The sequence below is a fragment of the Mycobacterium sp. NGS63 genome, assembly GCF_059812295.1.
In genome coordinates this window covers 660,682-681,288 of sequence record NZ_JCALCJ010000003.1, presented here as the reverse complement: position 1 = coordinate 681,288, position 20,607 = coordinate 660,682, and the positions used below count along the sequence as shown (strand labels likewise).

Annotated in this window: 18 protein-coding genes and 2 pseudogenes; 7 read left to right on the top strand and 13 right to left on the bottom strand. The window is 69.8% G+C overall.

The window, feature by feature from the left end; all coding sequences use genetic code 11:
* Positions 1-17 precede the first annotated feature (17 nt).
* Genes AC5Y4Z_RS10325 through AC5Y4Z_RS10310 form a run of 4 tightly spaced genes read right to left on the bottom strand, consistent with a single transcriptional unit; the run spans position 18 to position 5,865 of the window.
* Positions 18-2,408 (bottom strand): HAD-IC family P-type ATPase, encoded by a 2,391-nt coding sequence (locus tag AC5Y4Z_RS10325; protein ID WP_499963223.1) that lies wholly within the window; start codon positions 2,406-2,408, stop codon positions 18-20.
* On the bottom strand, positions 2,405-3,985 hold the full coding sequence (locus AC5Y4Z_RS10320; RefSeq protein ID WP_499963221.1) for a serine hydrolase: 1,581 nt from the start codon (positions 3,983-3,985) through the stop codon (positions 2,405-2,407). The genes AC5Y4Z_RS10325 and AC5Y4Z_RS10320 overlap by 4 nt, the downstream gene beginning before the upstream one ends.
* 21 nt (positions 3,986-4,006) lie before the next feature.
* Entirely contained in the window at positions 4,007-5,125 is a 1,119-nt protein-coding gene (locus AC5Y4Z_RS10315) for an MBL fold metallo-hydrolase (protein WP_499963217.1), read from the bottom strand.
* 5 nt (positions 5,126-5,130) lie between these two features.
* On the bottom strand, positions 5,131-5,865 hold the full coding sequence (locus AC5Y4Z_RS10310; RefSeq protein ID WP_499963215.1) for an enoyl-CoA hydratase: 735 nt from the start codon (positions 5,863-5,865) through the stop codon (positions 5,131-5,133).
* 26 nt (positions 5,866-5,891) lie between these two features.
* Here AC5Y4Z_RS10310 and AC5Y4Z_RS10305 point away from each other — a divergent pair, with 26 nt between their 5' ends.
* From AC5Y4Z_RS10305 to AC5Y4Z_RS10295, 3 genes are read left to right on the top strand one after another with little or no spacing between them, the layout of a single operon-like run.
* Positions 5,892-7,370: a carboxyl transferase domain-containing protein gene (locus tag AC5Y4Z_RS10305; RefSeq protein WP_499963213.1), complete on the top strand. Its 1,479-nt coding sequence runs from the start codon at positions 5,892-5,894 to the stop codon at positions 7,368-7,370.
* Positions 7,371-7,414: 44 nt separating this feature from the next.
* A complete protein-coding gene (gene prrA / locus AC5Y4Z_RS10300) occupies positions 7,415-8,125 on the top strand; it encodes a two-component system response regulator PrrA (RefSeq protein ID WP_499963211.1) in 711 nt (236 codons plus the stop codon).
* 13 nt (positions 8,126-8,138) lie between these two features.
* Positions 8,139-9,479, top strand: a complete 1,341-nt coding sequence (locus AC5Y4Z_RS10295) for a HAMP domain-containing sensor histidine kinase (RefSeq protein ID WP_499963209.1) — start codon at positions 8,139-8,141, stop codon at positions 9,477-9,479.
* A gap of 74 nt (positions 9,480-9,553) precedes the next feature.
* Here the strand turns inward: AC5Y4Z_RS10295 and arfC (AC5Y4Z_RS10290) are convergent, their stop codons facing one another.
* The 4 genes and pseudogenes from arfC (AC5Y4Z_RS10290) to arfA form a co-directional block, all read right to left on the bottom strand.
* Positions 9,554-10,657: a channel accessory protein ArfC, sunset domain variant gene (gene arfC / locus AC5Y4Z_RS10290; protein ID WP_499963348.1), complete on the bottom strand. Its 1,104-nt coding sequence runs from the start codon at positions 10,655-10,657 to the stop codon at positions 9,554-9,556.
* 465 nt (positions 10,658-11,122) lie between these two features.
* Positions 11,123-11,203: pseudogene (arfC, locus tag AC5Y4Z_RS10285) on the bottom strand (channel accessory protein ArfC); the annotation flags it as partial.
* Positions 11,204-11,208: 5 nt separating this feature from the next.
* Complete coding sequence (gene arfB, locus AC5Y4Z_RS10280; RefSeq protein ID WP_499963207.1) at positions 11,209-11,361, bottom strand: channel accessory protein ArfB; 153 nt, start codon at positions 11,359-11,361, stop codon at positions 11,209-11,211.
* Between the two features lie 11 nt (positions 11,362-11,372).
* Entirely contained in the window at positions 11,373-12,332 is a 960-nt protein-coding gene (gene arfA, locus AC5Y4Z_RS10275) for a channel-forming protein ArfA/OmpATb (RefSeq protein ID WP_499963205.1), read from the bottom strand.
* A gap of 106 nt (positions 12,333-12,438) precedes the next feature.
* Between arfA and AC5Y4Z_RS10270 the strand changes: the two genes are divergently transcribed.
* Positions 12,439-12,702 (top strand): DUF2630 family protein, encoded by a 264-nt coding sequence (locus AC5Y4Z_RS10270; RefSeq protein ID WP_499963203.1) that lies wholly within the window; start codon positions 12,439-12,441, stop codon positions 12,700-12,702.
* Positions 12,699-14,335, top strand: a pseudogene (locus AC5Y4Z_RS10265) (phytoene desaturase family protein). Before AC5Y4Z_RS10270 ends, AC5Y4Z_RS10265 begins: the two are co-directional and overlap by 4 nt.
* Here AC5Y4Z_RS10265 and AC5Y4Z_RS10260 read toward each other — a convergent pair.
* The 4 genes from AC5Y4Z_RS10260 to pdxH form a co-directional block, all read right to left on the bottom strand.
* Complete coding sequence (locus AC5Y4Z_RS10260) at positions 14,332-15,627, bottom strand: citrate synthase (RefSeq protein WP_499963201.1); 1,296 nt, start codon at positions 15,625-15,627, stop codon at positions 14,332-14,334. The pseudogene AC5Y4Z_RS10265 and the gene AC5Y4Z_RS10260 overlap by 4 nt on opposite strands.
* Positions 15,628-15,740: 113 nt before the next feature.
* Positions 15,741-16,151: a type II toxin-antitoxin system VapC family toxin gene (locus tag AC5Y4Z_RS10255; protein WP_499963199.1), complete on the bottom strand. Its 411-nt coding sequence runs from the start codon at positions 16,149-16,151 to the stop codon at positions 15,741-15,743.
* Positions 16,148-16,381, bottom strand: a complete 234-nt coding sequence (locus AC5Y4Z_RS10250) for a type II toxin-antitoxin system Phd/YefM family antitoxin (RefSeq protein WP_499963197.1) — start codon at positions 16,379-16,381, stop codon at positions 16,148-16,150. Before AC5Y4Z_RS10250 ends, AC5Y4Z_RS10255 begins: the two co-directional genes overlap by 4 nt.
* 63 nt (positions 16,382-16,444) lie before the next feature.
* A complete protein-coding gene (pdxH, locus tag AC5Y4Z_RS10245; protein ID WP_499963346.1) occupies positions 16,445-17,071 on the bottom strand; it encodes a pyridoxamine 5'-phosphate oxidase in 627 nt (208 codons plus the stop codon).
* 116 nt (positions 17,072-17,187) lie between these two features.
* Here pdxH and AC5Y4Z_RS10240 point away from each other — a divergent pair, with 116 nt between their 5' ends.
* Positions 17,188-18,309 (top strand): citrate synthase 2, encoded by a 1,122-nt coding sequence (locus AC5Y4Z_RS10240; protein WP_499963195.1) that lies wholly within the window; start codon positions 17,188-17,190, stop codon positions 18,307-18,309.
* Between the two features lie 131 nt (positions 18,310-18,440).
* Positions 18,441-18,899, top strand: coding sequence for a VOC family protein (locus tag AC5Y4Z_RS10235; RefSeq protein ID WP_499963193.1), 459 nt, complete (start codon positions 18,441-18,443; stop codon positions 18,897-18,899).
* Here the strand turns inward: AC5Y4Z_RS10235 and AC5Y4Z_RS10230 are convergent.
* Complete coding sequence (locus tag AC5Y4Z_RS10230) at positions 18,896-20,593, bottom strand: FAD-dependent oxidoreductase (protein WP_499963191.1); 1,698 nt, start codon at positions 20,591-20,593, stop codon at positions 18,896-18,898. The two genes, AC5Y4Z_RS10235 and AC5Y4Z_RS10230, sit on opposite strands and share 4 nt — an antisense overlap.
* Between the last annotated feature and the right edge of the window lie 14 nt (positions 20,594-20,607).

Below are 20,607 nucleotides of genomic sequence, written 5' to 3'. Positions count from 1 at the left end.
CGAGGATCCCCGGAATCCTACTTGGTGGCCCCCTGCGGCTCCCGCCACAACCGGGGCCGCACGCCCAGCGCCCTGGCCCGGATCCACCACGTGGCCTCGATCGCGGCGGCGCCCACCACGCCGATCCCCAACGCGGTCGAGGTGACCACCGGATTCGACGGGTCGAGCAGGAACTTCTGCTGCGCCAGCGGGACGGAAAAGATCACCACGTACGCCAGGCCGGAGGCCACGACCAGCGCCACCCGCCACCACTGGTAGGGGCGCGCCGCCACCGCAAGCACCCATAACCCGCACACCAACAACGTGATCAGCGCCGCGGTCGACGCCTGGTCCTGCTGCCGGAACGACGCGTGCCGGCCGTGGTAGGCGACCAGGTAGGAGGCGAACGTCGCGACGCCGACGACGAGCCCGGACGGCAGGGCGGACGTCAACACGCGGCGCACGAAGCCCGGGTAGGCGCGTTCGTTGTTGGGCGCCAGCGACAGAATGAACGACGGGATCCCGATCGTGAACCACGCCGCGATGGTGACGTGGATCGGCTGAAACGGGTACAGCAGCGGGTCCACGCCGAGGGGTTTGGAAAACAAGCACTCGACGCCCACGAACAGCGCCAACAGCACCGAGTACACCGTCTTGGTCAAAAACAGGGTGGCGACGCGCTCGATGTTGCCGATCACCCGCCTGCCCTCGCCGACGACATAGGGCAGCGTGGCAAACCTGTTGTCCAGCAAGACGATCTGCGCCACCGCCCGCGACGCCGGGCTGCCCGCCCCCATCGCGACACCGATGTCGGCGTCCTTGAGCGCCAGCACGTCGTTGACGCCGTCGCCGGTCATCGCCACGCTGTGGCCGCGCGATTGCAGGGCGCGCACCATGGCGCGCTTCTGGTCGGGCCGCACCCGCCCGAAGGTGGTGGCGCTTTCCAGCGCGTCGGCGAGTGCCGCCGGGTCCGCCGGCAGCCGGCGCGCGTCCATGGTGTCGCCATGCAGGCCGAGCTTGCCCGCGACGGCGCCCACCGACACCGCGTTGTCGCCCGAGATCACCTTGACCGAAACATCCTGCGCCGCAAAATAGTCCAGCGTCTCCCGGGCGTCGGGCCGCACCTTCTGCTCGAGCACCACCAGGGCGACCGGGGTGACCGGGCCGGGCGCGTCCGAGTGATCCACCGCCTCCTCGGCGCGGCCCAACAGCAGGACCCGCAACCCCTGGGCCCCGATCCCCTCCGCCCGTTCGGCGGCTTCCGACGCCGGCTGCAGCAGCACGTCGGGCGCGCCGATCACCCAGTTGCCGTGGTCACCGAAGGACACGCCGCTCCACTTGGTGGCGGATTTGAAAGGCGCAGTGGCGGTGGGGATCCAACCCGGCGGCCGGTCGAAGGCCTCCGCGATCGCCCGCATGCTGGCGTTCGGCCGCGCGTCGGCCGCCGCCAGCGCGGCCAGCACGTCGGCGACCGCTCCCGCCTGCGGGGCCAGCTCTTCGACGCCCGACACCCGCATCCCGCTTTCGGTCAGGGTGCCGGTCTTGTCGGCGCATACCACGTCGACCCGCGCGAGGCCCTCGATGGCGGGCAGCTCCTGCACCAGGCATTGCCGCTGTCCCAGCCCCACGACCCCGACCGCGAACGCGACGGACGTCAGCAGGACCAGGCCTTCGGGCACCATGGGCACCAGCGCGCCGACCGTGCGCAGCACCGACTGCCGCCAGCCGGCGTGCGTGGTGAAGAACTGCGTGTAGATGGTCAGCAGTCCGGCCGGCACCAACAGGTAGGTGACGAACTGCAGGATCCGGTTGATGCCGTTGCGCAGTTCCGATTTCACCAGGGTGAACTTGCTCGCCTCCTCGGCGAGCTGGGCGGCGTAGGCCTGCGGGCCGACCTTGGTGGCGCGGTAGGCGCCGGTGCCGGTGACGACGAAGCTGCCCGACATCACCGCATCGCCGGGATCCTTGGTGATGGGGTCGGCCTCGCCGGTCAGCAGCGATTCATCGACCTCGAGGTTGTTTTCCTCGACGACCTCGCCGTCGACGACGACTTGGTCGCCGGGGCCGAGCTCGATGATGTCGTCGAGCACGACCTCGCCCGGCGGTAGCGTCCGCGTCCCGGATCGCCTGCGCACCAACGGTTTCGCCTGCCCGACGATCGCCAGCTTGTCCAGCGTCTGCTTGGCCCTGATCTCCTGGACCATGCCGATGACGCTGTTGGCGATGATGAGCAGGCCGAACAGGCCGTTGATCACCGAGCCGGTCGTCAGCACGATCAGCAGCAAGACGCCCAGGATCGCGTTGATCCGGGTGAACACGTTGGCGCGGACGATCGCCGTGATGCTGCGGGTGGCGCGCTGCGGGACGGCGTTGCTCTTGCCCTCGGCTATCCGCTGGGCCACCTCGGCATCGCTCAGGCCCGCGGTCATCGGGTGAAGGTTCCCAGCTTGTCCGTGTCGAAGTATTCGAGGTTGAGGGCGTGCGCCGGCGAACCGGAGAAGGCAGCCTTGGAAATCGTTCCGGGCGGGGCGTTTTCGTCGGTCAGCGTGAAGGTGAAGGTGTCGCCGTCCCAGTGCGTGAGGGGGAACGTCCGGCTTTTGGGCCCCAGCGACAGCTGCAGCGCGCCGTCGCGTTCGGCCACGACGGCCGGGCCCCAGTAGTCGCTGGCGTAGACGCCGGCGTACTCGCCGAGTGGTCTGGGCGGCGCCGGGTTGGCCGGCGGCGACTTGCCGACCAGCGAACCCAGCGGGTTGTTCATCCAGCCGATCGCCTGCCGGTAGAGCTCGGCCCAGTTTTCCCGAATCTCGCCGTACTGCACCAGATCCATGAATTCGGCGGTCAGCGTCTCGGGCACGCCGATCGGCGCGGCGTTGGTGAGCGCGATGATGCCCACGTCCTCGGACGGCATCAGCACGAAGTTCGTCGCGGCGCCCAGCGCAAAGGCGCCGGAATGGCTGTACTGGGTGCGCCCCGACGACGTCACCGACACGTTGAAACCGTAACCGTAGAAGCCGGAACGCGCCTTCGGCGTCGTCGCGGGGACCGAAACCACCTGCGCGGTGGTGGCGGGCAGCAGCGCCTCCGGCGACGCGATGCGCCGGCCGTTGTAGGTTCCGTTGCCCAGCAACATGTTCAGCCAGCGCGCCATGTCGTTGACCGATGAACTGACCCCGCCCGCAGGTGTCTGCGGGTCCGGATTCCTCTGGAAGCGCGGCTCCCATTTGTCGCCGACCTGGACGTGGTTGACGGCGCGGTCGGTCCTGGCGATGAAGTCGGCGAAGCGCGAACTGGTGGCGGCCATCCCCAGCGGGCGGTAGAGCACCTCGTCGGACAGGTCGTCCCACGGCTTGGCGGCCGCGGTGGCCACCGCCTCGGCGGCCGCGGTCACCCCGAAATTGGTGTAGGCGTAGCTGGCGCGAAAGGGGTTCAGCGGCAGGTACTTCAGGCGTTCGAGCACCTGCCGGCGGTCGTAGCCCAGGTCCTCCAGCTTGTCACCGGCGTGGTCGGGCAGCCCGGAACGATGCGCGTACAGGTCGGCCACGGTCAGGTGGCCGGTGACGTACGGGTCGCCCAGCGCGAACCACGGCAGCCTGGACGCCACGGGCGTGTCCCAGTCGATGACCTTGTCGCTGACCTCGTGCGCGACCACAGTCGCGCCGACCGATTTGGAGACCGAGGCCAACTGGAAGACCGTGTCGGCGTCTACCTTGTTGTCCGGCGCGTCAACCTTGCTAGCATCGCGAACACCGAAACCTTTGGCGTACACCGTCTTTCCGCCGTGCACGACGGCCACGGCCATCCCGGGGATGCCGGTGCTTTTCATCAGGTCGCCGATCAGGCCGTCGAGCTTTCCGACCGCGTCGTCGACGCGTCCGGCCGGGATCGTCAGGCCCGACACCTCGTTGGGCGGCGCTCCGGGCGCCGGGTTGGCTGCCGGTGGCGCGGGCCTACATCCCGTCAACGCCAGCAAGGCCGCCGCCAGGGCCGCCACCGCGCGTTTGGTCATGGCCGCCCACTCTAGCGCCAGTTACAGCCGCCACCAGGGGTTGAATCTGCGGGGCGCCGCGGGATCGATGCGTTGCCCGGGGGCCGGCACCGCGACCTCCACGTGGGCGGGGTCCGCGGCGGCGAGCAGGCGTTCGACGGGCTCGGCCCACGGGTGGGGCGCCAGCCGGAAGGTCCCCCAGTGGATGGGCACCAGCAGTCCCGATCCCGAGTCGGTGACGTCCAGGTGGGCGCGCACCGCCTCCTCGGGGTTCATGTGGATGTCCGGCCACGCCGTGTTGTACGCCCCGATGGGTAGCAGGGTCAGGTCGAACGGGCCGTGGTCGGCCCCGATCTCCGCGAAGCTCTTGGTGTAGCCGGTGTCGCCGCCGAAATAGGCGCGATGTTTCGGGCCGCTGAAGACCCAGGACGCCCACAGCGTGTTGTTGCGGTCGAAGAAGCGCCCGGAAAAGTGCCGGGCCGGCTTGCAGATCACGGTCAGCTCATCGAGCTTGGCGCCCTGATCCCAGTCGAGCTCGACGATGCGGTGTTCGGGAATTCCCCACGCGCGCAGGTGCGCACCGACGCCGAGCGGCACGAAAAACGGGGCCCGCTGGGTGAGCGCCAGCGCCATGACGGTGTCGATGTCGAGGTGGTCGTAGTGGTCGTGGCTGATGACCACCGCGTCGACGGCGGGCAGCCCTTCCAGTTGCACCGGCGGCGGGTGCAGCCGCTGCGGTCCGACGATGTCCGATGGCGAGCATCGGTCGCTCCACACCGGGTCGGTGAGCACGCGGTAGCCGTCGATCTCCAGCAGCGCCGTCGAGTGCCCGAACCAGCTGACGGCCAGCCGGCTGGGCTCGCCGTCGAAGATCTCCGGGGCGGCCAGCGGGATCGGCGCCTTCGGCCGGCTGCCGCCGCGCCCGCCCACCATCTCGAACACGATGATCTGCAGTTGCTCGCGGGTCATCTTGGAGGCCGAGGCGGGGTCGAGGTTGACGAACGCGCCGTCGGAGTAGTGGGGCGACGCCTCCGTCACCGCCCGGATCGACGCGGATGTCGCGCCGAGCGCGGCCGGGGTGCCGTGCAGCGCGCGCAGCACCCAGCCCCCGGCGGCCAGCGAGGCCGTGCCGGCGGCCAGTCGCAGCGCCCCCCGCGGCATGACCGTCAGGCTCCCTGGAACTTCGGGGGCCGCTTTTCCACGCGCGCGACCTGCGCCTCGATGACGTCCTGGCTGCCCCAGGCTTTGTCGAAGAGTTCCTTGTGCTCCGGCCAGGCCTCCTCGATGGAGCCGTCGTCGTTGAGCACCCGTTTGGCGTGCTGGATCGCCAGCGGCGCCAGCCCCGCGATCTCGGCGGCCCAGGCCTGCGCGTCGGCCAGTGTCCCGATGCGGTTGACCATCCCGGTCTGCAGCGCCACCTCGGCGGTGAGCTTCTCCGCGCTCAGCAGCATCGCGCGGGCCCGCCCGTGCCCGACCAACGTGGACAGCCTGCGGATGCTCCAGTTGTCAAGGGCCAGGCCGTACTTCGACGTCGGGAACTGGAAGAAGGCGTCCGCCACGGCGACCCGCAGGTCGCACTGCATGGCCAGCTGCAGGCCGGCGCCGATGGCGGGGCCGTTGATGAAGCCGATCACCGGTATCGGGGCCGCGTCCATGACCTTGTGCAGCTCGATGAGCCGGTCGGGATAGTCGGCGGCGAACGCGTCCCCGGACAGGTCCGCGCCCGCGCAGAACACCGTGCCCTGGCCGGTCAGCACGATCGCGCGGGTCGATCCGTCGGCGCCGGCCTTCTGGATGGACTCCCGCAGCTCCTCGACGAGCTGCGAATTCAGGGCATTGCGGCGCTCCGGGCGCTGCAGGTCGATGGTCAGCACGGCTTCGGTCTGGGTCACACCGATCATCCGCCCAGCCTATATAGGGTCGTTTGGTGACTCGTATCACGACCGACCAGCTGCGCGACGCCGTGCTCGACGAGGGCTCCTTCATCAGCTGGGACACCGATCCGACGACAATGCCGGTCTCCGAGTCCTACGCGCGGGAGTTGGCCGACGCCCACGCCACCACCGGCCGCGACGAAGCGGTGCTGACCGGCGAGGGGCGCATCTTCGGGCGCCGGGTGGCGGTGGTGGTCTGCGAGTTCGACTTCCTGGGCGGCTCGATCGGGGTGGCCGCGGCCGAGCGGATCACCGCCGCCGTGGAACGCGCCACCGCCGAGCGCCTGCCCCTGCTGGCCTCCCCGTGCTCGGGCGGCACCCGCATGCAGGAGGGCACGGTCGCCTTCCTGCAGATGGTGAAGATCGCGGCGGCCGTCCGGCTGCACAAACAGGCGCACCTGCCCTACCTGGTCTACCTGCGCCACCCGACGACCGGCGGGGTGTTCGCCTCGTGGGGTTCGATGGGCCATGTCACCCTCGCCGAGCCGGGCGCCCTGATCGGCTTCCTCGGGCCCCGCGTCTACGAGCTGCTCTACGGCGAACCGTTCCCGGGCGGCATCCAGACCGCGGAGAACCTGCAGCGGCACGCGGTGATCGACGCCGTCGTTGCGCTCGACGCGCTGCGACCGACGCTGGATCGTGCGCTGCGGGTCATCGCCGACGCGCCCGAACCGCTGCCGCGGTCACCGGCGCCCGAACCCACCCCCGACGTGCCGGCGTGGGACTCCGTGGTGGCATCGCGACGGCCGGACCGCCCCGGCGTCGCCCAGCTGCTGCGCCACGGCGCCACCGACTGCGTGCTGTTGTCCGGCGCCGGCGGCGGCGACGCGGCGACCACGCTGCTGGCGCTGGCCCGGTTCAACGGCCAGCCCGCCGTGGTCCTCGGCCAGCAGCGGGTCGCGGGAGGGCTCGTCGGGCCCGCGGCGCTGCGCGAGGCCCGGCGCGGCATGGCGCTGGCCGCCGAGCTGCGCCTGCCGCTGGTGCTGCTCATCGATGCCGCCGGGCCCGCGCTGTCGGCCGAGGCCGAGGAGGGCGGGCTCGCGGGCCAGATCGCGCAGTGCGTGGCCGAGCTGGTCACCCTGGACACGCCGACGGTGTCGGTCCTGCTGGGCCAGGGCAGCGGCGGGCCGGCGCTGGCGATGGTGCCCGCCGATCGCGTGCTGGCCGCCCTGCACGGCTGGCTGGCGCCGCTGCCGCCCGAGGGCGCCAGCGCCATCGTCTTCCGCGACACCGATCACGCCGCGGAACTCGCCGAGGCCCAAGGCATTCGGTCGGCCGACCTGCTGGCGTCGGGAATCGTCGATGCCGTCGTGCCCGAGCATCCCGACGCCGCCGACGAGCCGGTGGAGTTCTCCCGGCGGCTCGCGGGCGCCATCGCCGCCGAGGTGCATACGCTGCGCGGCGTACCCGCGGCCGACCGCCAGGCGGCGCGGTTGCGGCGCTACCGCCGCATCGGCCTGCCCCGCACGTAGTCCCAGGTCGCGCCTCCCACCCCCATGGGCGACCATCCGGCAAAATGGGCCGCATGGACACTGGTCCCACCTCGCCCCGGGTTTTGGTCGTCGACGACGACTCCGACGTGCTCGCCTCGCTCGAGCGTGGCCTGCGCCTGTCCGGATTCGAGGTGTCGACCGCGGTCGACGGCGCCGAGGCGCTGCGCAGCGCCACCGAGACGCGCCCGGACGCGATCGTGCTCGACATCAACATGCCCGTGCTGGACGGCGTCAGCGTCGTCACCGCGCTGCGGGCCATGGACAACGACGTGCCGGTCTGCGTGCTGTCGGCGCGGAGCTCGGTCGACGACCGGGTGGCGGGGCTGGAAGCCGGCGCCGACGACTACCTGGTCAAGCCGTTCGTGCTGGCCGAGCTGGTCGCGCGGGTCAAGGCGCTGCTGCGCCGCCGTGGCGCCACCGCGACGTCGTCGTCGGAAACCATCACCGTCGGTCCGCTTGAGGTGGACATCCCCGGCCGCCGGGCCCGGGTGAACGGCGTCGACGTCGACCTGACCAAGCGGGAGTTCGATCTCCTCGCGGTGCTCGCCGAGCACAAGACCGCGGTGCTGTCCCGCGCGCAGCTGCTGGAGCTGGTGTGGGGGTACGACTTTGCCGCCGACACCAACGTCGTCGACGTATTCATCGGGTACCTGCGCCGCAAGCTGGAGGCCAACGGCGGCCCGCGCCTGCTGCACACCGTCCGCGGAGTAGGGTTCGTGCTGCGAATGCAGTAACCATGAAGCGGCTATGAATTTCCTGTCCCGGATCTTCGCCCGTACGCCTTCGCTGCGGACCCGCGTAGTGGTGGCGACGGCGATCGGCGCCGCGATTCCCGTGCTCATCGTGGGCACCGTCGTCTGGGTCGGCATCACCAACGACCGCAAGGAGCGGCTGGACCGCCGGCTCGACGAGGCCGCGGGGTTCGCGATCCCCTTCCTGCCGCGCGGCCTGGACGAAATCCCCCGTTCGCCCAACAACCGCGACGCCATCATGACGATCCGCCGCGGCGGCCAGGTCAAGTCCAATTCCGACGTCACGCTGCCCAAGCTGGACGTCGACTACGCCGACACCTACGTCAAAGGCGTGCGCTACCGGGTGCGGACCGTGGAGATTCCCGGGCCGGAGCCGACCTCGCTCGCCGTGGGCGCGACGTATGACGCCACCATCGCCGAAACCAACAACCTGCATCGTCGGGTGCTGCTGATCTGCGGATTCGCCATCGGCGCGGCGGCCGTGTTCGCCTGGCTGCTGGCCGCGTTCGCGGTGCGCCCGTTCAAACAGCTCGCCCAGCAGACGCGGCTGATCGACGCGGGGGACGAGGCGCCGCGGGTCGAAGTGCACGGGGCGAGCGAGGCCATCGAAATCGCCGAGGCGATGCGCGGCATGTTGCAACGCATCTGGAACGAGCAGAACCGCACCAAGGAGGCGCTGGCCTCGGCGCGCGACTTCAGCGCGGTGACCTCCCACGAGCTGCGCACCCCGTTGACCGCGATGCGGACCAACCTCGAGGTGCTGTCCACCCTGGACATGTCCGATGACCAACGCAAGGAAGTGCTCAACGACGTCGTCCGCACCCAGTTGCGGATCGAGGCCACCCTCACCGCCCTGGAGCGGTTGGCCCAGGGCGAGCTGTCGACGGCCGACGACCATGTGCCGGTCGACATCACCGAGCTGCTCGACCGCGCCGCGCACGACGCCATGCGCGTCTATCCCGACCTCGACGTCTCGTTGGTGCCGTCGCCCACCTGCATCATCGTGGGGCTGCCCGCCGGGCTGCGCCTCGCCGTCGACAACGCGATCGCCAATGCGGTCAAGCACGGCGGCGCCACCAAGGTTCAGCTGTCGGCGGTCAGCTCTCGCGCCGGGGTGGAGATCGCCGTCGACGACAACGGCAGCGGGATTCCGGAGCCCGAGCGCCAGGTGGTGTTCGAGCGGTTCTCGCGCGGGTCGACGGCCTCGCATTCGGGGTCGGGCCTGGGGCTGGCGCTGGTGGCCCAGCAGGCCCACCTGCACGGCGGCACGGCTTCGCTGGAGGACAGCCCGCTGGGCGGCGCGCGGCTGATGCTGCGCATCCCCGCCCCTACCTAATCCCTTGCGCCGAACGTCGAGTTGTTGCGCGGAATCGCGCGTCTTGCCTCAACAACTCCACGTTCGGCGCGGCGTCACTTTCGCGAACTCTTGCGCCACGGCGTGAAACACGCCCGCACCGCGGATTCCTCGTCCTTGAACCAGACCTGGGCGACCGTCGGGTCGTAGGCCGGATCGTCGGGGGTGTAGTAGAGCCGGGTATCCGAACGGCCCTTCACCAGCCATCCCGCCGGTCCGCCGCCATCGGGGGTGGCGCGAGCGGAACCCGGGCCGTACGGCTCGTACGGCAAGACGGGCATCTGCCTGGTGGGCGACTCCTTGGCGCCCGGCACCTTTTTCATCGGGGGCCGCTTGGCGGGCGGCGCCTTCTTCATGGGCCGTCCCTTGGCGGGCGGCGCCTTTCGCGGCGGGACCTTCTTGCCCGGCGGCAGCTTCTTCGCCGGCACCTTCCTCGCGCCCGGAACCTTTTTGGCGGCTGGCGGGCGACCCTTCCTGGGTGGCGCCTTCTTGGCCGGGTGTTTGGCGGTGGGCTGCTCTTCTGCGGCCGGCGCCCTCTTCGGCAGGAATCGCTTGATGAACGAAAACCTGCTCCGGGCAGGCTGTTTCGCGATCGCTGCCGTCGCGTCGGCGTCGGCCACCGGGATCTGCGTCGTGTCGAAGTCCTGCTCGACGGGAATCTCCGTCGTCGGGGGGTCCTGCTCGACGGGAATCTCCGCCGTCTCGAACTCCTGCTCCACCGGGATCATCGCCGTCGGGTATTCGTGTTCGACGGGGAATTCCGTCGGCTGTAGTTCCTGCTCGACGGGTACCTCTGCCGATCCGAACTCCTGCTCGACCGGGATCATCTCCGTCGGATATTCGTGTTCGACGGGCAGCGTGGTCGTCAACAAATCATGCTCGCCGGGAAATTCGGTCGGCTGCGCCTCCTGTTCGACCGGGAATTCCGTCGGCTCTGGCTCCTCCTCGACGGGGATAACCGGCGACTCGAACTCCTGCTCGACCGGGATCATCGCCGTCGGCTCTGACTCCTGCTCTGCCGGGATCTCCGTCGGCTCTGGCTCCCGCTCGACGGAAGCCTCCGCCGGCGCTGACTCCTGCTCGGCGGGTAGTTCCGTCGCCACCGACTCCGGCTCGACCCGGGGCTCCGCCGATTCGAACTCCTGCTCAACCGGGATCATCGCCGTCGGGTATTCATGTTCGACGGGGACCGCGGTCGCCAACAAGTCATGCCCGACGGGAAACTCCGTCGGCTCTGGTTCCTGCTCGACGGGGATCTCCGTCGGCCCTGGTTCCTGCTCGGTGGGCCGTTCCGTGGCCGCCGACTCCTGCTCGACCGGGGTCGGGGGCGTCAACAGATCATGCGTGACCCGGAATTCCGTCGCCGCCGGCTCCTGCTCGACGGGGATCTCCGCCGTCTCGAACTCCGGCTCGACCGGGATCATCGCCGTCGGGTGTTCCTGTTCGACACGGAATTCCGTCGTCGGTGATTCCGGCTCGACGGAGACGAAGCTCGTCGGGGGCTCCTCGTCGGCCGGTTCGTCGGTCACGAAGAACTCGTACGGCGGCGGTATCTTCGTCGTTCGCGGCTCCCGCACCGCGCGCGCCTCGGCGGGCTCCTTCGCCCGCACCCGCACCGGCACTTGGCGTTTCACCCGGCGCACCGCCAGCGTCAGCGTCAACACCAGCCCCGAAAAGAAGGACAGGACGAAAAGCCACCAGTGCACGTCGCTCACCGCTCCGCGCCCCTATCCGGCCCACTCGGAACGACAGGGACTTCTTCCACAGTGACCTGCTTGTTCACCACGTTGGCGATCACCCGGGCAACGGCCGAGCCCGCCAGGAAAGCGAGCAGGTACCACAACCACTGGATCACGAAATCCATGCCGGATCTCCTTAACTGACAACGATTTCGACGCGGCGGTTCTTGGCGCGACCGTCCGGCGTGTCGTTGGGGGCCACGGGATTGATCGACCCGAGCCCCTTGACCACCAACTGCGCGGCGGAGACGCCATGGGCGACAAGAAAATCGGCGACCCGTTGGGCCCGCTGGGCGCTCAGGGGAACGTTGACGGCCTCGGCGCCGGAATTGTCGGTGTAGCCGTTGACCGTCGCATGCGCGGCCGGGCATACCCTGAGCCTGTCCGACACCTGGCTCAGGATCTGCGTGCCGGCCGGCGTCAGGCTGAGCCCGTCGTTGCCGAACGTGATCGGCCCACCCGTCACCGCATTGATCGCCGACTGCAGGTCGGCGCACGCCACGGCGGGCGGCACCGGCGCGTTGACGGCAAGCCGGTCAACGACGTTCAGATTGGACCAGGTGCGCACCGCCTCCTGGCTGACGGTGTCCTTCTGGGCCTGCGACGTGGCGGTTCCCGCCAGGGTGATCGTGTTCCCGTTGACCGTGAGGCTGAAGTCGGGAATCGAGGAGCTGTCCTTGAAAATCGGTGCGGCCTTGGCGAAGTCGAGCGCATCGACGTGGGGGTTGATGTGGATTTCGTCGACGACGTTGCCACCGGGGGGCAGCGCGCCATTGAGGGCCTTCAGCAGCGCGGCCTTGGCGGAATCGTCGGGAAACTCCCCGCTGAGCGTGAAGTCGTTGCCGCTGCGGGCTATTGACAGTGGCGCCAGGGACAACTTGGGGGTCGCGGACTTGCCGGTCGGCGCCAACGTCGGCACGCCGCCAGCGGCCGACGGCTGCCGATCCAGCCCGGCGGAGCCGATGATGGCGATCAACAACGGAATAACCACCAACGCGATCAGCCAGGGGAGGCCAAGCGGCCTCCGGTGTGGCTCCACGGCCCGCAGCGAATCGGTCCTTACGGCCTCATGCCGCAAACCGACGTCCACCCCCACTGTCGCCCTCCCCTCGCTTTCTCGCTAAGACTTGCCCGTCGTGCAGGCGATATGCAGCCTACCGAGTCGTCGCCGCGGCACCTGCCAGGTCGGGCACACTGGAGCGATGGGCAACGGCAACAAACCGACCGACAGCGAAACCCTGGCATACATCCGCGGGCTGGTCGCGGAGGAGAAATCCCTGCGCGAACAGCTGCAAAGCGGCGACATCACCACCTCCGAGGAACATGACCGCCTGCGCCGGGTGGAGGTCGAGCTCGACCAGTGCTGGGACCTGCTGCGCCAGCGCCGGGCGCTGCGCGAAACCGGCGGTGACCCCCGCGAGGCCGAAGTGCGGCCGCCCGACCAGGTCGAGGGCTACCTGAACTGAGCGAGCGCGCGGCGGACGTCGTTGACGCGGTAGTCGTCGGCGGGGGTCACAACGGGCTGGTCGCTGCCGGGTACCTTGCCAGGGCGGGGCTGCGGGTGCGGTTGCTGGAGCGACTGGGGCACGTCGGCGGGGCCGCGGTGTCGGCGCAGGCCTTCGACGGGGTCGACGTGCGGGTGTCGCGGTACTCCTACCTGGTCAGTTTGCTGCCGCCACGCATCCTCGACGACCTGGGCGCCGACGTGCGGCTGGTCGGCCGCCCGTTTTCCTCCTACACCCCCGACCCCGCCACCGGCGGTCGCCGCGGGCTGCTCGTCGGGCCTCGCGACACCTTCGCGGCCATCGGCGCCGCCGACGACGAGCGGGGCTTCGCCGCGTTCTATCGCCGCTGCGGCCTGGTGACGCGGCGGCTCTGGCCGACGCTGCTCGAGCCGCTGCGCACCCGCGAACAGGCCCGCCGGCACATCGTCGGCGGCGGCGATCCCGGCGCGGCGGCCGCGTGGGGCTCGATGGTCGACGAGCCGATCGGCCACGCCATCGCCGGCGCGGTGAGCAGCGACGTGGTGCGCGGCGTCATCGCCACCGACGCGCTGATCGGCACCTTCGCCCGGCTCGACGACCCCGCACTGACGCAGAACGTCTGCTTCCTGTACCACCTGCTCGGCGGGGGCACGGGCGACTGGGACGTGCCGGTCGGCGGGATGGGAGCCGTGACCAACGCGCTGGCCGTCGCGGCCGCCCGGCATTGCGCTGAAATCGTCACCGGTGCAGAGGTTTTCGCCGTCGAACCGGACGGAACGGTGCGCTACCGCAGCGGCGACGACGAGCACGTCGTACGGGGCCGGTACATCCTGGCGGGCGTCACCCCTTCAGTGTTGGCCGGTTTGCTCGGCGAGGAACCGGCGCCGCGGGCCCAGGGCGCGCAGGTCAAGGTCAACATGGTGCTGCGGCGGCTGCCCCGGCTGCGCGACGCCGGGGTCACCCCCGAAGAAGCCTTCGCCGGGACGTTCCACGTCAACGAGACATGGAACCAGTTGGACGCCGGCTATTCGCGCGCGGCCGCTGGCCAGATCCCCAATCCGCTTCCCTGCGAAGCCTATTGCCATTCGCTCACCGACCCGAGCATCCTGTCGGCCGGGCTGCGCGACTCGGGCGCCCACACGATGACGGTGTTCGGCCTGCACACCCCGCACACACTGTTCGACGGCGCCGACGCGGACGCCTTACCCGGCCGGCTGACCGACGCGGTGCTGGCGTCGCTGAATTCCGTTCTGGCCGAACCGATTCAGGACGTCCTCATGAGCGACACGCACGGCCGGCCCTGCCTCGAGACGACGACCACCCTGGACCTGCACCGCGCGCTGGGGATGACCGCCGGCAACATCTTCCACGGCGGGCTGTCGTGGCCCTTCGCCAACGACGACGACCCGCTGGACACCCCGGCGCGGCGATGGGGCGTCGCCACCGCCCACGAGCGAATCATGTTGTGCGGCTCGGGCGCCCGCCGCGGCGGGGCGGTGTCGGGCATCGGCGGCCACAACGCCGCGATGGCCGTGCTGGCTTCGTGGTGAGCAGACGCAAAAGCCCCCGACACGCCGACGCGTTAGGGACTTTTGCGTCTGCTCGGCGTGTTTAGCGCTCGTTGATGATCGCGTAGTCGCGCTCGGTGTACCCGGTGTAGATCTGGCGCGGACGACCGATCTTGCTGTCGCCCTCGTCGTGCATCTCGCGCCAGTGCGCGATCCAGCCGGGCAGCCGGCCCAACGCGAACAGCACGGTGAACATCCGGGTCGGGAACCCCAGGGCCCGGTAGATCAGGCCGGTGTAGAAGTCGACGTTGGGGTAGAGCTTGCGCTCGACGAAGTAGTCGTCGGTCAGCGCGGCCTCTTCGAGCTCCTTGGCGATGCTGAGCAGGTCGTCGTCGCCGCCGAGCTTGGCCAGGATCTTGTCGGCCTGCTCCTTGACGATGCGGGCCCGCGGGTCGTAGTTCTTGTAGACGCGGTGCCCGAAGCCCATTAGCTTGACGCCCGCCTCGCGGTTTTTGACCTTCCGGACGAATTCGCCGACGTCGTCGTCGCTCTCGCGGATCTGCTCGAGCATCTCCAGCACCGCCTGGTTGGCGCCGCCGTGCAGCGGACCCCACAGCGCGTTGATGCCGCCGGAGATGGAGGTGAACAGGTTGGCCCGCGACGAGCCCACCAACCGGACCGTCGACGTCGAACAGTTCTGCTCGTGGTCGGCGTGCAGGATGAACAGCATGTCCAGCGCCCGCACGATTTCGGGGTCGGCGTGGTACGGCTCGGCGGGCAGCCCGAACGTCATCCGCAGGAAGTTCTCCACCAGGCTCAGCGAGTTGTCCGGGTAGAGGAACGGCTGCCCGATCGACTTCTTGTAGGCGTAGGCCGCGATCGTGGGCAGCTTGGCCAGCAGGCGGGTGGTCGACAGCTCGACCTGACCGTTGTCCATCGGGTCCAGCGCGTCCGGGTAGTAGGAGCTCAGCGCGTTCACCACACTGGACAGCACCGGCATCGGGTGGGCGTTGGGCGGGAAGCCGTCGAAGAAGCGCTTCAGGTCCTCGTGCAGCATGGTGTGCCGCTGGATCCGGTGAGTGAACTCCTCGAGTTGCTGCTTGGTAGGCAACTCGCCGTAGATCAGCAGGTAGCTGACCTCGATGAAGGTCGACTTCTCGGCGAGCTGCTCGATCGGGTAGCCGCGGTAGCGCAGAATGCCGGCGTCCCCGTCGATGTAGGTGATGGAGCTCTTGCACGAGGCGGTGTTGACGAAGCCGTTGTCGAACGTCGTATACCCGGTCTTGGACAACAGGGAGCCGAGCGCGATCCCGTCGGCCCCTTCGGTGGCCTGCGCGATCTCCAGATCGATCTCGCCCCCCGGGTACTTCAGAGTTGCGGTGTCGTCGGTGTCGGACACGAGAACCCCTTTGCGCTCTGGCTGGTATGGCTGCCCTGACTCGGTGCTTATAGCTGAAGGTAGTCGTTATCCCGACGGCGCGCCTGCCCGGGGTCGGGTCATCCGCACGCGCCTCAGGTTTTCAGAGTCGGGGTGAGTGCCGCCCCGAGAATCCGGCTGTCACTGGTGGCGATTGTGAGGTTTCGACGGGCGGCCTGGGCGACGATCACCCGGTCGAACGGATCGCGGTGGTCCCACCGCAGGCGTCCCGCGAGGATCGCGTCGCTGGCATCGATCGGAATTTCGACGGCGCTCATGTCGGCCAGAATCTCCGACCAGGCGGACAACAACGCGTCACCGTCGAAGCGGCCCAACCGGGTCTTGATCGCGATTTCCCAAGCCGAAGCCGCCGACACAGCGAGCTCCGTGGCGGGCTCGGAAAGAAGTTGACGGGCCGAGGCGGCGATCTTTTCCGGCGCCGAAACCAGGCCCAGCAACGCGTTGGTGTCCAGCAGGACCGCGATCCGTGAGTTGCCCGGATTCACGAATTGCCTTCCCAGGCGGCGATTTCCGCATCAGGCAGGGGGTCGTCAAACCCGTCCGGCACGACGAGCGCCGGAAGCTGGCCGAACCGGCGCGGGGCCTTCTCGACGGGCGACAGCACCGCCACCGGGCGGCCGTGATTCGTGATGGTCACCGACGCCCCCGTGCGTTGGACCTCCGCGAGCAGCGCGTTCAGCTTCGCCTTGGCCTCGGTGCTCGTCACTGTCTTCACCGGTACCACGGTACGGCCGATAGACCACTCTGACTAGTGCGACTAGTCCACCAGGCCCCGACGTCAGGGCTGCAGGCGTTCGACCCGTCCGTCGACGACCCGAATCCGGTTGTGCACCCGGTTTTCCCGGCCCTGCCAGAATTCGACCACCTCGGGCGCGAGGAGGTAGCCACCCCAGTTGGGCGGCACCGGGACCCGCTCCGAGTCGGCGAAGCGCGCGGTGACCTCCTCGAGTTGGTCCAGCAGCGCCGCACGCGACGCGATCGGGCGCGACTGCTGTGACGCCCACGCACCCAGTTGCGAGCCGCGGGGCCGCTTCGACCAGTAGTCCTGGGTCAGCTGCGGGTCGACCTTGGTCACCGGCCCGCGGATGTGCACCTGGCGCCCCAGCTGGTACCAGGGAAAGGTTGCCGACGCGTAGGGCGTCGCCGCCAGCTCGGCCCCCTTGGCCGAGTCGTAGTTGGTGAAGAACGTGATGCCGGTCTCGTCGGCGCCCTTGCACAACACCGACCTGCTGACCGGCCTGCCCCCGGCGACGGTGGCCAGCACCATGGCGTTGGGCTCGGCGACACCCGCGCGCTCGGCGTCGTCCAGCCACGTGCGGAACAACGCCAGCCAGCCGTCGGCCAACCAGTCCGCGTCCAGGTCGGGGCTGCCGTCCTTCTCGACGGATCCGTATTCCACGCGCATCTCCTGCAGGTGCTCGTCACCGGTAGCGGGGCCTGAGCCAGCCATTGCGCCCACGCTACCGGCGGTTCTTACCGGCCGGTAGCGTCCGCCCGGAGGCGGGGTGCGAGAATTTTCCTATGACTGTTGTCCCGGAAAACTTTGTCCCCGGCCTAGAGGGCGTGGTGGCCTTCACCACCGAAATTGCCGAGCCGGATAAAGATGGTGGCGCGCTGCGCTACCGCGGCGTCGACATCGAAGACCTGGTCACCCAGCAGGTCACGTTCGGCGACGTGTGGGCGCTGCTGGTCGACGGCGAGTTCGGTCGCGGGCTGCCGCCCGCCGAGCCGTTCCCGCTGCCGATTCACACCGGCGACGTGCGGGTCGACGTGCAGGCGGGGCTGGCGATGCTGGCGCCGATCTGGGGCTACAAGCCGCTGCTGGACACCGACGACAGCACCGCCCGCGATCAGCTGGCCCGCGCCTCGGTGATGGCCCTGTCTTATGTCGCCCAGTCGGCGCGCGGCATCTATCAGCCGGCCGTGCCGCAGCGGGTCATCGACGAATGTTCCACCGTCACAGCGCGTTTCATGACCCGCTGGCAGGGCGAGCCGGACCCCAGGCACGTCGAGGCCATCGACGCCTACTGGGTGTCGGCCGCCGAGCACGGCATGAACGCCTCGACGTTCACCGCGCGGGTGATCGCCTCGACCGGCGCGGACGTCGCGGCGTCGCTGTCGGGGGCGATCGGGGCGATGAGTGGGCCGCTGCACGGTGGCGCACCGGCCCGGGTGCTGCCGATGCTCGAGGAGGTCGAGCGCACCGGCGATGCCCGCGGCCTGGTCAAGTCGATCCTGGACCGCGGCGACAAGCTGATGGGCTTCGGCCACCGCGTGTACCGCGCCGAGGACCCGCGGGCGCGCGTGCTGCGCGCGGCCGCCGAACGGCTGGGGGCCCCGCGCCACGAGGTTGCGGTCGCGCTGGAGCAGGCCGCGCTGGCCGAACTGCGCGAGCGCCGCCCGGACCGGGCCATCGAGACCAACGTCGAGTTCTGGGCCGCGGTCATCCTCGACTTCGCCCGCGTCCCGGCCAACATGATGCCGGCCATGTTCACCTGTGGCCGCACCGCGGGCTGGTGCGCGCACATCCTCGAGCAGAAGCGGCTGGGCAAACTGGTCCGCCCGTCGGCGATCTACGTGGGCCCGGGCCCGCGCAGCCCGGAGGCCGTCGAGGGCTGGGATCGGGTCCTCACCAGCGCCTGAGTCGGCATTGCGTTTGGTTGTCGGTGCCCCGCGGTTGACTGGCCCCGCGCGATGACTTTTCGTCGTGCGCGCGGTCAATACCGATGAGCCCGGGCCACGACCGGTCCGGGGCAACCAGCAAGGAGACCAGCATGGCCATCAACGTCGAACCCGCACTGTCCCCGCACCTCGTCGTCGACGACGCCGCCGCCGCGATCGACTTCTACGTCAAGGCCTTTGGGGCCGTCGAGCTGGGCCGGGTGCCCGGGCCCGACGGGAAGTTGATCCACGCCGCGCTGCGCATCAACGGTTTCACCGTGATGCTCAACGACGATTTTCCCGAGACGTGTGGCGGCAAGTCGACGACGCCCAAGTCCCTGGGCGGAACCCCGGTCACCATCCACCTGACGGTCACCGACGTCGACGCCAAGTTCCAGCAGGCGCTCGACGCGGGCGCCACCGTGGTGGGCCCGTTGGCCGACCAGTTCTGGGGAGACCGTTACGGCGTGGTCGCCGACCCGTTCGGCCACCACTGGTCGCTGGGGCAGCCGGTGCGCGAGGTCAGCATGGAGGAGCTCCAGGCCGCGATGGCCGGGCAGACCAGCGGTTAGCCGCGCAGCCGGTCCAGTAGCCGGCGCCGCGGCCGCGGCGCCGGCGGGGCGGCGGCCGCGGCGGCGAGCATGTCTGCGACGTCGGTGAATTTGTTGCGCGGGCGTCCGCCGTGGTCGCCGTGGGCGCCGCGCTCGATTTCGGCGGCGTCGATCGCGCGCCACCCCTCGGAGTCGACGGCATCGGGCTGGCGCGCATGCACCAGGTCGGCCAGCGCGGCCGGCTTGGCCACCGGGTCGGTCAGGCGCCCGGCGTTGAAATCGGCCACCACGGCCTGGACGGTCTCGAACGAGCAGGATTTGTTGGTGCCGATGAATCCCGTCGGGCCACGCTTGATCCATCCCGCGACGTACGCGCCGGGCACCGGCCGGCCGGTGGCGGGGTCGACGACGCGACCGCGCTCGTTGGGGACGACCGCCGCCGACTCGTCGAAGGGCAGGTCGCGAATCGTTTTGCCGCGGTAGCCGATCGACGTCAGCACCAGGCCCGCCTCGAGCCGGTGCGCCTCGCCGGTGCCGGTGACCGAGAACTCCACGCCGGTGGCGCGTCGCTCACCCAAGACGCGCTCGGGGGTGAGCTGGTAAGCGAACCGGACGCGCGGGCGCGACGCCGGCGCCGCTCCGTCGCCCAGCTTGCTCAAGATCTCCAGCTTGGACTTGGTCAGCGAGTCGGACACGTCAGCCAGGTCGCTGACCACGCGCCGGTGGTCAGCGGCGTCGAGCACGACCTCGGATGCGCCGGTGAGCCCGATCAATTCGGGCAGGGTGAACGCCGAATGCGCCGGCCCGCGGCGGGCGGCGATCACCACTTCGCGCACCGCCGAGCGGCGGAACGCCGCGAGCGCATGGTCGGCGATGTCGGTGCGGGCCAGGTCGTCGGGGTCCGCGGTGAGGACCCGGGCCACGTCGAGGGCGACGTTGCCGTTGCCGATGATGACAGCGCGCTCGTGGCTGAGATCGACTGGCAGGTCGGTGAAGTCGGGATGACCGTTGATCCACGCGACCAGCTCGGTGGCGGTTCCGGTGCCCGGCAGGCCCATGCCGTCGATGTCGAGCCGGCGGTCATCCGGGGCGCCCACCGCGTACAGGACGGCGTGATGGTGGGCCAGCAGATCGGCGTGGCTGAGGTGCTTGCCGATCTCGACGTTGAGGTAGAACCGGAAATGGCGATGACGCGAGACCCGGTCGAAAAGCCGGGTCACCCGCTTGGTGTTCTGGTGATCGGGAGCCACCCCGGCGCGCACCAATCCATAAGGCGTGGGCAGCTTCTCGAAGACGTTGACCCGCACCCCGTGTTGGGTCAGCAGTTCGTCGGCAGCGTACATGGCCGCCGGCCCGGACCCGACGATGGCCACCGTCAACGGCCGGCGGCGGAGGCGCACCTCGGCGGCGGGAATCACCGGGGCCAGCTTCGACGTGGGCGGCAGCTTCACGTCGGCGGGCCGCTCCGGATAGAACGACGCGTTGATCTCGACGAACGGCAGCTGCTTGGGATCCAGCCGGGTGTCCGGCGCGATCGCGCCGACCGGGCACGCGCTCACACACGCGCCGCAGTCCACGCAGGCCACGGGATCGATGTAGAGCATCTCCGACGTCGCGAAGCCCGGCTCGTCGGGCGTCGGGTGAATGCAGTTCACCGGGCACGCGAAAACACAGGACCCGTCGTTGCAACACGACTGGGTAATAACGTGCGGCATATGACCCCGAAAAG

Bases quoted from the DNA above. Each gene is read 5' to 3' on its own strand.
- AC5Y4Z_RS10325 (WP_499963223.1), bottom strand. From the start codon at position 2,408: ATGACCGCGGGCCTGAGCGATGCCGAGGTGGCCCAGCGGATAGCCGAG.
- AC5Y4Z_RS10320 (WP_499963221.1), bottom strand. From the start codon at position 3,985: ATGACCAAACGCGCGGTGGCGGCCCTGGCGGCGGCCTTGCTGGCGTTG.
- AC5Y4Z_RS10315 (WP_499963217.1), bottom strand. From the start codon at position 5,125: ATGCCGCGGGGGGCGCTGCGACTGGCCGCCGGCACGGCCTCGCTGGCC.
- AC5Y4Z_RS10310 (WP_499963215.1), bottom strand. From the start codon at position 5,865: ATGATCGGTGTGACCCAGACCGAAGCCGTGCTGACCATCGACCTGCAG.
- prrA (WP_499963211.1), top strand. From the start codon at position 7,415: ATGGGCCGCATGGACACTGGTCCCACCTCGCCCCGGGTTTTGGTCGTC.
- AC5Y4Z_RS10295 (WP_499963209.1), top strand. From the start codon at position 8,139: ATGAATTTCCTGTCCCGGATCTTCGCCCGTACGCCTTCGCTGCGGACC.
- arfC (WP_499963348.1), bottom strand. From the start codon at position 10,657: ATGATCCCGGTTGAGCAGGAGTTCGAATCGGCGGAGCCCCGGGTCGAG.
- arfB (WP_499963207.1), bottom strand. From the start codon at position 11,361: ATGGATTTCGTGATCCAGTGGTTGTGGTACCTGCTCGCTTTCCTGGCG.
- AC5Y4Z_RS10270 (WP_499963203.1), top strand. From the start codon at position 12,439: ATGGGCAACGGCAACAAACCGACCGACAGCGAAACCCTGGCATACATC.
- pdxH (WP_499963346.1), bottom strand. From the start codon at position 17,071: ATGCGCGTGGAATACGGATCCGTCGAGAAGGACGGCAGCCCCGACCTG.
- AC5Y4Z_RS10240 (WP_499963195.1), top strand. From the start codon at position 17,188: ATGACTGTTGTCCCGGAAAACTTTGTCCCCGGCCTAGAGGGCGTGGTG.
- AC5Y4Z_RS10235 (WP_499963193.1), top strand. From the start codon at position 18,441: ATGGCCATCAACGTCGAACCCGCACTGTCCCCGCACCTCGTCGTCGAC.
- AC5Y4Z_RS10230 (WP_499963191.1), bottom strand. From the start codon at position 20,593: ATGCCGCACGTTATTACCCAGTCGTGTTGCAACGACGGGTCCTGTGTT.